Origin of the sequence: Bacillus sp. OV166 (assembly GCF_900177675.1) — a bacterium.
Classification (GTDB): domain Bacteria; phylum Bacillota; class Bacilli; order Bacillales; family Cytobacillaceae; genus Neobacillus.
In genome coordinates this window covers 2,969,409-2,983,082 of sequence record NZ_FXWM01000001.1, presented here as the reverse complement: position 1 = coordinate 2,983,082, position 13,674 = coordinate 2,969,409, and the positions used below count along the sequence as shown (strand labels likewise).

The following is a 13,674-nucleotide window of genomic DNA, read 5'->3' as shown; positions in this document are numbered from 1 at the left end:
TGAAGTACAAAATTCCAATTAGTGGTTAAAATCAAGGGAGAATTAACATTAGGATTAACAAGAAAATTAACAAAATAATCGGCATATAAAAATATGCTCAGAGCATATAAACTCTGAGCATTTTTCTATATATTAGCTTATTGAATTATAGCACCGGTTAGTTGAAGATCATTGCTGATTTTTAATGAAGGAAAGCACCCGTTCGCCATCCATGAAGCTGATTTTTAATGAAGGAAAGCACCCGTTCGCCATCCATGAAGCTCATTTTCAACACAGAATATGTAAGAAAATATCGTTCTTAAATGGTAGTAAAAAGGAGTACCCCTTTACATAGCCTAAATAAAAAAGAGAAGGAAACAACGTTCCCTCTCCATAGCATTCTATTTTAGTATCAGTAATTTAATTTATTCTAATAAAATGCAGTCTACTACTCCTTAAAATAAAAATACTTAGTTTTTACAAATAATACTCAATCATTTTTGCAAACTTTTCTTTCAGTTTTTCTTTTATAGATAATTGATTGACGTCAGAGGATGTTACTCGCTTTGAATTTTGGATGTCTTCATTGATGACTGGCTTTATTTTAGAAATAAAGACAGGGTCATGGATATAGCAGTTCATTTCTTCATTTAAATGAAACGAGCGCGAATCAAAATTTACGGTCCCTACCATCAATACGTTTTTATCAATCAAGAATACTTTACCGTGTATCACTCCCTTTTTATAACCGTATACTTCTATTCCCTGTTTTAATGCTTTTCGAATATATGGATACGCTGCCTCTTTAACTAACAGTGCATCCGAATGAGGTGAGAACAGAATTTTAACACGAACTCCTCTTTTTCTTGCATCCATTAATGAGTTCCAAATAGTTCTGTCATTTAGTATAAAATAAGGTGTTACTATAATGATGGACTCTTTTGCTTGATGAAACAGCATTGCATAATCTTGCCCAAGTTTTTCTCCGCTATAATATGCAGTAAATCGATGCGAGGTTGCTCCCTTTTCCTTTGTCGCGCTGTGTATAGGAATCTGTTGCTCTGTGTTTTTCTTCCAGTCTAACACAAATTGATGTTCTAGATCTTGAACTCCTTCTCCTCGTATTTGAAGGTGATAATCTCTCCAGTGACCGAGTTTTACTTTTTCTCCTAAATACTTCTTGCCGATGTTAAATCCGCCAATGTACCCAATCCTTCCATCAATAATTGAAATACGGCGATGATTCCGACGATCCAAAGAAGCAAAAAGATAAGGAAAAGCAGGCTTATTGTAATACGTAAAATGCACTCCTGCTTTAACCAATAATTCTCTTTCCCTTTTCTTTAGTAAAATTCCACCCATCCTGTCCACTGCATAATATACTTCTATACCTTCCTGGCTTTTTTGTCTCAATAAATCTAGAAATTGATGACTTACTTTATCATCAGCAATAGAGAAAAAGTTGATATGCACGTAATATTTTGCTTTCCTTATATCTGAGAAAAATTGATTGTTTAACTGTTTCCCGTCCGTATACATAGTAATATTACTTTGACGAATCGGGTATTGAATGGGCTGCTGGTCAAATACCATCCTTTTTTCGGCTGCTGTTCTGTCAATTTTACCCCAAACAGGCAAAACACAACATGCGCCGATAAATACAATTAGGAGTACTTGAAGGATTTTCAGTATCTTTTTCAGCATATGTAATCTCCTTTATATATTATCGTTTTCATTCTGTTAGTTTATGTTATCGGGACAAAACTATCCCGTTAGCCCTCCATGGAGCGGAAGTTTCGTAATAATTGTTGTACTGTTTATTCCACTTATTATCGTAGGTTCTGCCTTTGTTGGTCGAAGATATTATTAATTTATAAAAATGGGGGATTTTAAATGCTTTGTTACTGCGGATATGGTTATGGTGGTAACGGCTATGGATGATATGGTTACGGCGACCGTTCAACATTAATCCCATACCATATAATATAACTACCATTCGTTTAAACAGAGTTACAGATATCTTTCCTAAATTTCCCTCTATTATCCAAATCTTCAACAAGCAAAAGCATAGAAAAAGTACAAAAGTGAAGAAGAAAATTGTATCTTTTCACTGACTCACTTTTGCACTTTTCCGCTTTTAACTTTAGTTAACCCTTCTTCAGCTAACCTGCTTCGTTAGTTCAACAAGCAAAAAGATCGCCGCAGCGATCTCCATCTCTAACTCTTGCACCCGTTATTTTAAGTACGTTTCTTCACAATCTTTTTTTTATGCTGTTTTCTCAAGTACTGTTGCACAGGATCAACATGCTGTGTGAAGCATTTTTATGTATTCGCCCAACTAAGATTAATATTTGCTCTTTACATAGTAACTAAATGTGTGTTCCACATATTCAACTACCGTACCATCTATAAAAAAAAGGCTTCCTTTAATTTAAGGAAAGCAGCCGTTAACATATCCACATCCTATCTCCTAACAATTCACTTTTTTTAATTTTTTTTATGATTATCTTTATATTTCTTTCTTACATTTTACAATTATAAATTTTATTGGAGGTTTATTTTTCATGTTCTTACTTGGCTCGTCAATTTCTGAAAACTCTACAAGTCCATATTTTCCAAATTCTTGTTTTATGGAGTCAGAATCATAAAAAAACATTTTTACGCCTTCCATTATCTCGAAATAGTCTTTATCCAATTGTTTGCCCTTACCAAACATAGGGGCTTTTTTTGAAACAATTGTAAAAATCATATATCCATTTGGCTTTAACTGATTATAGCAATCATTAATAAACTTATCTCTCTCACGATTATTCAATAAGTGAATAAGTGCATAACAAAATATTCCATCATAAAGTTTGTTATCAAAAGGCATGTCAGTCACTGAACCATGAAAAATACTAATATCAAGCCCATTTTGCCTCGCCAAATCAATCGCTGTTTTTGAAATCTCAATACCAGTAACATTTATTCCATTTTCAATAAAAACCTTTGCATTTCTACCATACCCAATACCTGGTACTAGTATATCTTTAACATTCCTTTCAATGAAAAAGTCCTTTGTTAAGATTGCGGAGTCTGTAGGTTCAAATCCCCACATCGTTTGTTTTTCTATAAAACTTGATTCCCAGAATTCCATTATATCTCTATCTCCTTTATGTTTTATTTTAGTTTGGCTACTATGTTGCTTGACGTTAATGTTTATTTTAATTAAAGACATAATGAGTTTTTAACCCACATTTATGCAGCTAATCTTCAACTCTTGCACTATTACTTTAATAAGAAATTTATTGACGTGGTGCAAACAAGATTACCGAAGCACCAATTAAACATATTCCTGCACCCACCCAATCATATAAATCGGGTGTTTTTTTATCTATGCCCCATCCCCATAAAACAGATAGCACTATAAACACTCCACCATAAGCAGCATAAACTCTACCGAATGAAGGGAAGGTTTGAAATGTAGCTATTATACCGTATAAAGCTAATGCTATCCCTCCACTTATTCCCCAATAAACCGGCTTACTTTCTCTTAACCATAACCAAATTAAATAACCTCCGCCAATTTCAGCTAATCCTGCAAGAATAAACAAAACAATTGCATTAAAAATTCAGACCACTTCCTAACCATTAATCAATATTCAAAGTAAAACATACTCTTATTCAATTATCCTGCTTCGTTACATTAAGTACAACATTTCACAATATATTCTGTGGAAAAAGAAAAAGGCGACCTTCATCTTGAAGTATCGCACCCATTAGTTGAACAAAAAACCTTCAAACATAAAAATTATTTATCTATAACAAAAGATAAGATTTCTATACATCATTCTTCATACTGTAAGGTATTAAGCAATTACAATATTTCGATATACCCTTCTGTCCCATTCACGCGAATTCGTTGCCCGTCTCTTATCAGTTTGGTAGCATTTTCTACCCCGACAATTGCTGGCAAGCCATATTCACGTGCGATAACTGCTCCATGTGTCATCAGTCCACCAACTTCGGTGACTAGGCCTTTTATGGATACAAACAATGGTGTCCAGCTAGGGTCAGTAAAGGCGGTGACTAATATATCTCCATCTTCTAAATCAGCATCTTCCATATTTAAGATGACACGAGCACGTCCCTCTATAACTCCGGAAGAAACAGGTAGACCTACAATAGCTTCGGCTGGGAGATTTTCTCGTTTGTATTCACCTACAATGATTTCACCATCAGACGTGATAACACGTGGGGGAGTTAGTTTTTCATATAATTTGTACTCATCTTTTCGTTTACTGATGATCTGGTAATCCAGTTTATTTGTGCGTACGACTTCGTGAAGTTCTTCAAAATTGAGATAGTATATATCTTCTTTTTCATAAATTACGTTGGATTTTAGGAGTTGTTCGGCTTCTTTCAGTAAAGCCTGCTTATAAACGAAGTAGCGATTAATCATGCCATATTTTGGATATTCACGATAACCGATGAAATTCCGGATTAGATCGATCATTCGTTTTGTCTCTTTGGCCTTTTGTTCACCATCCGGCAATTGCTTCAATCGATCTAATAACTCTTGTTCTTTTTTCAAAGCTTCCTGTCGCCCTTGCTCAAATTTCCGATTGCCGGCATTAGGCTCAAAGTTTTTGATGTTATTGAGAATCATGGGGACAAGTGTAATTGGTTTTTCACTCCATCGTGTTCTAGTAATATCGATTTCTCCGGCACATCGCATTCCGTATTTGTTGAGAAATGCATTGAAAGCGTTTCTAGCTTCCTGTCCAACATCAAAATTAACTAGTTCATCCAAAAAGTTATCATCTTTTACATGTTGTAAATAATCAATTACTTCTGGATAAGGACGAATCACATCTGCGACATCCAATAGTGCTAGACCCATTTCCGAAGTAATATTATTTGGTACAGATTGAGATAGCGTGTCTGCTGCGTTTTTTTCACCTAACCACTCGTTCATTTTTTCATTGATCCATGTTGAAGCATTTATAGCAGCCATAAATACAGCTGAACTTTGTGGGTCAAATAAAATCTTCTTTAATTCCTGTATATCTTCTAGAATAAAATCAAATAAATCTGAACGTATTTTCGTTTGAATGTTTTGTTTTAACTCTTCTATAGATGTTTGGCTACGATTAATCAAATCAGAAACGATTGATGGATTGTTTTCAATTTGTTCCAGCATATCTGTATTGCCTCTGCTGGGACTCGGTGCTTTAATATCATTTGGTAACGATTTTATAAAATCTCCACGCTCAATGATGTTCATAAGTGCGTCTTTCATGAGCGGATCGTGTTGTCCCATAGCATTTAATAAAATGTTTCTACTGACAGGCGAAGCCAGTTGATGTGTGACATCAACAAACAACCTTCCACCAGCTTTCCGCATAGGTGCAGGAGTTATTAACAGGTGAAAAGACAATCCCAATGGTTTTATAGGGTCTGTCATCATTTGTTGATGACCGACAGATACATAGACGTGATTTTCTTGATCATTCGCTTTAGGGATGGGGAAAAGCGTAGTGATTGGCCGACTCTGGACAATATAAAATTTATCATCAACCAAACACCATTCGATATCTTGTGGGCAACCAAAATAAGCTTCGATCTGTCTTCCGATGCTTGCTAGTTGTAATATTTGTTGTTCAGTAAGTGTTTGAGTCTTTTGCTGATCAGGATCGATTTGCTGGGTCTCTGTTCCGCCTTCTTTTCGTCCATAGATAGCCAATTTTTTGGTTGCTATCCTCTTATCGACGATTTCCTCTTCCTGTACTTTATAACAATCGGCAGATACTAAGCCAGAGACCAGTGCTTCTCCAAGTCCAAAACTGGCATCGATTGATAGCAGCTTTCGGTTAGAAGTAATCGGATCAGCGGTAAATAAAATCCCTGAAGCCTGTGGGAAAACCATCCTTTGAACGATAACCGATAAATAAACTTGACTGTGGTCAAATCCGTTTTGCATTCGATAGATTACCGCACGATCCGTAAATAGGGAAGCCCAACATTTGCTGATATGCTGCAAGATTGCTTCTTTTCCGATGATATTTAAATAGGTGTCGTGTTGACCAGCAAAAGAGGCATGTGGTAAATCTTCAGCAGTCGCACTAGAACGCACTGCATAAGCATGTTCATCGCCAAACTGGGAGAGATAGTGAGCAACTGCGCACGCAATATCTGAAGGAATTTCTACTTCAATAATGAGTTGTCGAATTTTCCTACTGATTTCACCAATTTGATCTCGATCCTCTACTTTTAGCTTTGTTAGTTGATCCAACAAAGCTTGAAACGTTTCGTTTTGTTCGATGGCTTTTTGATATCCCACTGTTGTAACACAAAATCCTTCTGGTACTTGTATTCCTTGAATTTTTGATAATTCCCCTAAATTTAACCCTTTTCCACCAACGAGCAAAAGCTGTGTTTTTTCCATTTCCTGAAAACCGAGAACCAAAGAACTCATTCTACATCTCTCCTACCCATTATATTTCTTTTGGATTCTTTGATATATTTATCCCACTCATCTAATTCAAGTTCTATTGAATTTTAGCAGTAGAAAATGAGAAAAAACAGTCTATTTTGACCATTTTTAATATGCTATAATTATATTAGGAAGAAGAGGAGTTAAAGTTCAATTTTCAAAAAATAGCTAGATCTTACCTTACAGTAACTTGAAACTCATCCATTTCTTGTTCCATTATTAAAGTTGTATATCAAAGTATTTGGCTAAAATCTCTCCTTTCAATGTTTTAACACTGTTATTGAATAGTGTTTTTTCTTTATTACTTAGTTCCAGTTCAATAATGCTTTGAATACCTTCTCTATTAACCACACAAGGTACACCTATGTAAACATCTTTAGTAGCATATTGACCATCTAAGTAGGCTGAAACAGGAAGTATGGCATTTTCATTTCGAAAAATTGCTTTAGTAATACGTAATAACCCCATAGCTATTCCGTAATATGTTGCCCCTTTCCCTTCAATAATTTTGTATGCTGCATCTCTTGTATCAATAAAGATTGCATCTAAGTCTTCAAATGAATATTCATTGTTATTATCAATCAATTTAAGAATATTTGTGTTTGCTACACTGGCTGTACTATAAACAGGTAATTCACTGTCACCATGTTCTCCAATGATATAAGCATGAACATTGTTAGGTGATACATTAAAGTATTGTCCGAGGTTGTAACGTAATCGAGCTGTGTCAAGAATTGTTCCAGAACCGATAACTCTTTCTTTAGGCAGCCCACTGTATTTCCAAACAGCATAAGAAAGAATATCAACAGGATTTGTTGCAACCAAGAAGATTCCATCAAACCCGCTTTCCATCACACTGTCAACAATCCCTTTGAAGATTTTTAAGTTTTTATCAACAAGGTCTAAACGTGTTTCCCCTTTCTTTTGAGCAACACCTGCACAAATTACAACTAAATCAACGTCATGGCAATCATTATATGTTCCGTATTTAACATCTGTAGGATGTGGTGCAGCTATCATCCCATGATTCATATCAGTTGCATCTGCTTCAGCTTTTTCTGAATTAATGTCAATTAGAATAAGTTCATCGACAATTCCTTGATTGATTAATGCAAAGGCATAACTTGAACCTACAGCACCTGTTCCAATCAAGGCTACCCTATTAATTTTTGGCATTCTAATTTCCTCCAATGTAATTATATTATTCACATAAAAGTAGTATCACCCTGGATAGGGAAATTTACCCTTAACACCGTTACACTCTTGAAGTCCTCATATCTTCTATAATTATAACGAAAAAAAAGTTCGATTTTTGATGTGCTTTTTTATATTTAAAGCTTAAATGACAAACTTTTTGACATAGCTTTTGTTATATAAAAATGCAAAAACTCGGCACAAAAAAATGTGCGAGTTTTTATGCAAATGTTATTCACAACTTTCCTCAACTAAGGCTGCTTTTTGGGCAGCCAGTTCTATGATACTGAACACCTTTCCATCGGATATACTTTATTTATTCTCCTTTGCTTTCCAAATCAATTCTGGAATTAATGGAAGATTATGAAGCGAAACACCAGCGGCCAAGGACAATGCGTTACCGAGGGCCCCAGGCATTCCCATTAACCCTAGTTCTCCTATTCCACGAGCTCCATATGGTGCATCAATCTGTGGAGTTTCAACAAAATCAACCAAGTAATTAGGATTTTCTCCATAGCGGAGCGGGCGGTAGGTCCGAAGCTGTGGATTCAAAACCCTCCCTAACTTATCAAAATAAAATGTTTCCCTCCCAGCAAATGCTAACCCCATACTCATTGCCCCCATAACCTGACCTAATGCTGCTTTTTTATTCATCACCCTGCCAGCGTCCAGCACCGTCGCCGCATGAACAAGTCGATAAGTATAATCTTTACGGTCGAATTCTACCTCTACACCATATGCTGCAACAGACCATTCCGGACCAGGCTTGCCTGCTCCAGTTTCAGGATCCAAGTGAGTTAGATGACGTAATATATAATTTCCTCTGCCAATGATTTGACCACCAATAGCGTTACCATTTGGATACTTATAACCATAGCCAATTTCTTTAAAATGGAGCCCAATGGATGGATCATCTTTTAAAAACACCCGACTATTCGCCACTTCAAGATCTTCCTTAGGTGCTCTTAACACACATGAAGCCACTTCTTTTAATTGCTTAATCACATCGTCTGCAGCATTTAAGGTAGCCCTACCTGCCATAAATGTTCCCCTACTAGCAACGGTCTTAAAATGTTCTGGCGTTGTCTGGGTATCCACTTCCATTCGAACATGAATTTCATCGATATCCATTTTTAGTCTCTCAGCAAGAATTTGAGCAAGCACAGTTTTGGTTCCTGTTCCAATTTCGATAATACCTGACATTAAATTGATACTTCCATCCCGATTAAATGTTAATATAACGCCTGAAGGAGCGTTAGTATCAATCGTAGACGTTTTCCAGCTGCAGCTAACGCCTTTTACTCTAACAAAACGTTCATCTATCACTTTAATTGGACCTTCGTCCCACTTGATTAACTCTTTTACTCTCACAATACATTGTGGTAAGTTTCCTAAATTGCTTTTATTTAAAAGAACCCTTGTCGGAGTCGTATTTCCCGGCCTAATGGCATTTATATAACGGAGCTCAAGCGGATCCATCTGCAATTTTTGAGAAAGTAAGTCCATTGTTCTTTCAACCACAAAGGAAAGCTCGGAATGAGAAAATCCTCTAAATGGGGTTGCATAAGGATGATTGGTATACATACAGTACGAATCACACCAAACATTCTCAACATTGTAGGGACCTGTGCAGTCGACTGCACCTGATCTCGTTACATCAATCGCTTTATCGGAATAGGCACCCCCATCCCACAAATAAAGGATTTCCATCACTTTAATTTTCCCTATACGGTCGGTCCCAATTTTAACTGTTGCATCCAAGCCAATGTGACATGGAGATGTAATGATATCCTCTTCACGGGTATTGAAAACCTTTACAGGTCTGCCACCAACAGCCTTAGATGCTAAGTAGGCAAGTATTTCAAGCTGAACGGGTGCCTTTCCACCGTAGGCTCCTCCAACAAACGGCGTGTGAACCACAATTTTCCCTATATCCTCACCAAAGTAATCAGCTATAAGTGTTTTGACCATAAAAGGTGCCTGAGAAGAAGTCGTTATATTGATTGTCCCATCTGGTAAAATCTCACAAGTCGAACATCTTGTTTCCATTGCGGCATGGTCGGAAGGCGCAAAGGAATAACTTGCTTCTACTGTTATTTCACTGTCAGCCCATCCTTTATCCATATTGCCCTTTCTAATTTTCGTAAGGTGAGCTATGTTTGTTCCCGGAACCGGACCTGAATCTTCCTCCTTTTTATATTCGCCTAAATGTTCATGGACGAGGGGAGCATCCCTTTGGAAGGCTTGTGTTGGTGAATTTACTACAGGCAATAATTCATAGGACACATTAACCAGTGAGGCTGCTTTCATAGCCTGATCTGGAGTATCTGCGACAACTAATGCAACTACTTCCCCGTGATAACGTACTTTATCAACAGCAATTGGTGGGCGATCGCGAATCGCCTCACCTGTGAGAGGAAAATTTTTTCCTGCGATAATCGCCCTAACTCCAGGTATTTTTAACGCTTCAGTCGTTTCAACCGAAGTAATCCTAGCGTGCCCATATGGACTGATGACCTTTTTACAAGAAAGCATCCCGATCGATTGGTAATCATCTGTGTATTTCGCCCGGCCCGTCACTTTATCCCACGCCTCTTTACGTATGACACTTTTTCCGATTACATCCAAGTCGATCCCTCCTAACCGCCGAATTTCATGAAACCTATCCCTGTAAATTAATATTCGCGAACATAAAGATAAATACAGATACGTAGAAATAAACCTTATGATGATTTCTCCTTAATCTAATCTACAATGAACCGTTAGTGGAAAAAGAAAAGCGACTGCTCTAATTGAACAATCGCACCCGTTAGTTAAACAAGAACAACCTATTTGCTATGAAGAAAGCTGTTCTTCTTCTTATGTTGTATAAAACAGACAATAGTACAAATTTATTTTACATAATGTTTTTTAAAATCTGAGTGAATTGAGAATTTATGGCGTAAATTCACGAGGTTTTCCCCAAAACTTTCCTCTAAAAGTTCTCTATGTTTCTCCATAATTTCCATGAGATACAAATCATGAATCATGACTTCTGTAATTGGCATGACTAAACCTACATGCCTTGTCCATGCTGCACGGCTATCTTTCCCCAGCGAGACAATACCTGCTACTACTTCTGAATCATCTGCACTAATAACAATCCATCGTCCACCATACTCTTCTGTAATTTCATGACCCATATAATGAAGGTAAACATTAGCAAAATCAGAGGCGATTTCCCCATAAGCAATAATTGTTACGTTGACCCCTCTTTTTGCTGCCTGCCTTAGTTCAGACTCCAATTCTTCGAATTCCTCTTTCCAAATCTCTAAGAGAATTCTTTTTTTTGCAGATAATATACAATTTTTTACCTTATCGAGTATTTCATTACGTCCCGTGATATTCCAGATATTTTCACGGTCATTTGCAGAACGTTCGAACTCCGCTAATGATTTTTCTGCCAGTTCAAAATTCTCTTCTGCTTCCCTTCGGCGGTTTTTAATTAGCTCCTTTGCAGGAACAGGAGTATACTGTGGCGTGTTTCCAGGACTAACCAGAATATCTCCTCGTATGGCGAGACTATCTAGAACTTCATATATTCTTGAACGTGGTACACCAGAATTTTTCGCTACTGCATATCCAGTTAATGGAGATTCCTCCAATAAGGTAAGATACGCTTTCACTTCATATTCGGTAAAATTTAGATTCTTTAATGTTTCAAAAATGATTTCTTTCATAAACCCTCCAACATAATATTAGTCGCTACCTTAGTAACTAATATTTTATCAAAATCTGTTGATTATTTCCAAATGCTTCTGATATACTCATATAAGTAGTTACTTTGGTAGTCACTATTGGAAAGGAAAGGGAGAAACAACATGGATAGCTTACTAACATACATTTCAATTGCTGCAATGATGGTTGTTATACCAGGAGCAGATACTATGCTCCTGGTGAAAAACACGCTCAGATATGGTCCAAAAGCTGGACGTTATACGGTTCTCGGAATGGTAACGGGACTTTCTTTTTGGACGCTTATTGCTATTCTTGGATTATCTGTTGTCATTGCAAAGTCTGTAATTCTTTTTAGTACAATCAAATATTTGGGGGCCGCTTACTTAATTTATTTGGGTATAAAAAGTTTTTTTGCTAAAAGTGTGTTTTCTTTAGAGGAAATTCAAGCACAAGCGAATGCACCTACCAATTCTTCAAGTCGGCATAATAAAGAGTCCTTTATGCAAGCATTACTTAGTAATGTTCTTAATCCAAAGACTGTTTTGGTTTATATAACTGTCATGCCTCAATTTATCGATTTGAACGGAAATGTAAATCAGCAATTGATAGTGTTAGCATCAATCCTTACTTTACTTGCTGTATTGTGGTTTCTAACCCTTGTTTATGTAATTGATTACGCAAAAAAATGGTTGAATAACTCCAAATTCCAGAAAGTATTCCAAAAATCAACTGGCTTAATTTTACTAGGTTTTGGCGTTAAAACAGGGATTTAAATTTCATTTATTAACACTCCTAATTCAACTTTCTCCGTTCAGACAACTGAACGGTTTTTCTTTTTTGTCCTCATTTGCTTCAAACATGTAACTTACATCATTGTTCAACTAACCTGCTTCGTTAGTGGAACAAGAAAAAAGAGCTGCTTACCGCAACCCTTTGTTATATATAAGCACCCCGGTAGTTGAAGAAAAGTCCTTCTTTATAAAAGGAATCTAATGAATTTTACTTAACTTTTTCCTGATCATAGATATCTTCCTGCCATAACTGATAAAGATATAGAATGACGGCTAGTATTGTCATTGTCAAAAGATTTTTGAGTGGAGAGAAACTACCAGTTTCTCTTATCTCTAGCTTGTTTAACATTTTAGTAAGACCTATCCCGTAGAAGAGATCGATTATTAAATTAACAATAATATATATCCAAAATTTACGAAATGTAAAATAAAATATCCATATTGTCCCAACTAGGAATATGCTATATACAGTAAATAATGGTGCTATTTTGTCCCAGCTAAAAAGAGTCTCTTTAAATTTCCACCAGTTATATGTCCAAGCCATTTGTGCCAATATAGTGTTGAGCACTGTGGCAAATAGAGCAACAGGCATATATCTTCGAATTGCTGAACGGTCTAAAAAGATCAAAGAAATCCAAGGAATAATAAATATAGACCAAATAACCACTTTAACCATTTTATAAGTCCTTTCAGTATCAACTTATATATAACGTGTCCTCTTTTGCTAAATAAAATGCATCTTCTTATTCAACTATCCTGCATCGTTAGTGCAATAAAAAAGGGATCACTACAGCTATCCCAATGTATACCTTGCACCTTGTTAAATTAACAAGCAACTTTTTTTACACATTTTGTTCGAACTGCGTAGTAAAAGCCCCTTTATTAATAGCTACCTAGGGACTCAAAAAACAATCACCTGTAATTTTTTAAAGTCATAAAATATATAAAACCCTTAGAAAGTTGTGATCTAATGCCTGTTGTTATTACCGGTACGGATAGTGTCATATATCAAGGCTTTCCTGCTCCCCTTTTTGGAAACTGGGGTCTGCCTATTATGGGTAGCCCCCCTTATAATTACTATATAATTGGACATACCAAATATTATTTAAGTCCAGGATCAATACCTGTTTTTCCCTATTGGGCTCCATTTCGCTGTTACACAGTTTAAGTCTAAATTTACTTTGTAATTTTCAACCAGACCTATATAATTAGGGTATTAAACGAGAGGAGAAATAAAAATGAAACAAGTTGCTCTCCATCAATGGCAAAAGGAACATAATAAACGAATAGCAAAATTTCATAAGAACCACGAAATGAAAATACAACGTGGTGAAAATGGAAACGGTTTGTTGGCTAAATGGGAAAGATTTTTTTATAACAATGTCATTTCCCCACTTAAAAAATAAAATACTTATTAATTGAACTGTCTTCATAGTACAGTTCATTTTTTTCGCAATTTGTGTCAAATACGACGTTAATGAACAATTCCTTCCTCAACTAAGCTGCTACGTTAGCTCA

General features: G+C 36.1%; 10 protein-coding genes and 1 pseudogene. 3 read left to right on the top strand and 8 right to left on the bottom strand.

Going from position 1 to position 13,674, the window contains the following annotated elements; genetic code table 11:
• Positions 1-456 precede the first annotated feature (456 nt).
• On the bottom strand, positions 457-1,683 hold the full coding sequence (locus CCK98_RS14375; protein WP_088087213.1) for a phosphatidylserine/phosphatidylglycerophosphate/cardiolipin synthase family protein: 1,227 nt from the start codon (positions 1,681-1,683) through the stop codon (positions 457-459).
• An 82-nt stretch (positions 1,684-1,765) separates the two neighbouring features.
• Between CCK98_RS14375 and CCK98_RS14370 the strand changes: the two are divergent.
• Positions 1,766-1,849 (top strand): annotated as a pseudogene (locus CCK98_RS14370) (YjcZ family sporulation protein); the annotation flags it as partial.
• Between the two features lie 639 nt (positions 1,850-2,488).
• Here CCK98_RS14370 and CCK98_RS14365 read toward each other — a convergent pair.
• The 6 genes from CCK98_RS14365 to CCK98_RS14340 all read right to left on the bottom strand — a co-directional run bounded on the left by CCK98_RS14365 (position 2,489) and on the right by CCK98_RS14340 (position 11,367).
• On the bottom strand, positions 2,489-3,115 hold the full coding sequence (locus CCK98_RS14365) for a bifunctional 2-polyprenyl-6-hydroxyphenol methylase/3-demethylubiquinol 3-O-methyltransferase UbiG (RefSeq protein WP_088087211.1): 627 nt from the start codon (positions 3,113-3,115) through the stop codon (positions 2,489-2,491).
• Between the two features lie 148 nt (positions 3,116-3,263).
• On the bottom strand, positions 3,264-3,590 hold the full coding sequence (locus tag CCK98_RS14360) for a YnfA family protein (protein WP_088087210.1): 327 nt from the start codon (positions 3,588-3,590) through the stop codon (positions 3,264-3,266).
• Between the two features lie 245 nt (positions 3,591-3,835).
• Positions 3,836-6,436, bottom strand: coding sequence for a phosphoenolpyruvate synthase (gene ppsA, locus CCK98_RS14355; RefSeq protein WP_088087209.1), 2,601 nt, complete (start codon positions 6,434-6,436; stop codon positions 3,836-3,838).
• A gap of 237 nt (positions 6,437-6,673) precedes the next feature.
• Positions 6,674-7,630, bottom strand: a complete 957-nt coding sequence (locus CCK98_RS14350) for an L-lactate dehydrogenase (RefSeq protein ID WP_373408492.1) — start codon at positions 7,628-7,630, stop codon at positions 6,674-6,676.
• Between the two features lie 330 nt (positions 7,631-7,960).
• Positions 7,961-10,276, bottom strand: a complete 2,316-nt coding sequence (locus CCK98_RS14345; RefSeq protein ID WP_088087208.1) for a xanthine dehydrogenase family protein molybdopterin-binding subunit — start codon at positions 10,274-10,276, stop codon at positions 7,961-7,963.
• 263 nt (positions 10,277-10,539) lie between these two features.
• A complete protein-coding gene (locus CCK98_RS14340; RefSeq protein ID WP_088087207.1) occupies positions 10,540-11,367 on the bottom strand; it encodes a TrmB family transcriptional regulator in 828 nt (275 codons plus the stop codon).
• Positions 11,368-11,508: 141 nt separating this feature from the next.
• Here CCK98_RS14340 and CCK98_RS14335 point away from each other — a divergent pair, with 141 nt between their 5' ends.
• Positions 11,509-12,138 (top strand): homoserine/threonine efflux transporter, encoded by a 630-nt coding sequence (locus CCK98_RS14335; RefSeq protein ID WP_088087206.1) that lies wholly within the window; start codon positions 11,509-11,511, stop codon positions 12,136-12,138.
• Between the two features lie 226 nt (positions 12,139-12,364).
• Here the strand turns inward: CCK98_RS14335 and CCK98_RS14330 are convergent, their stop codons facing one another.
• Entirely contained in the window at positions 12,365-12,832 is a 468-nt protein-coding gene (locus tag CCK98_RS14330; protein ID WP_088087205.1) for a hypothetical protein, read from the bottom strand.
• A gap of 562 nt (positions 12,833-13,394) precedes the next feature.
• On the opposite strand from CCK98_RS14330, the gene CCK98_RS35360 reads away from it, so the two are divergent.
• Positions 13,395-13,562 carry a hypothetical protein gene (locus CCK98_RS35360; RefSeq protein WP_179195804.1) on the top strand — a complete coding sequence of 56 codons (168 nt, stop codon included), beginning with the start codon at positions 13,395-13,397 and terminating at the stop codon, positions 13,560-13,562.
• The last annotated feature ends 112 nt before the right edge of the window (positions 13,563-13,674 follow it).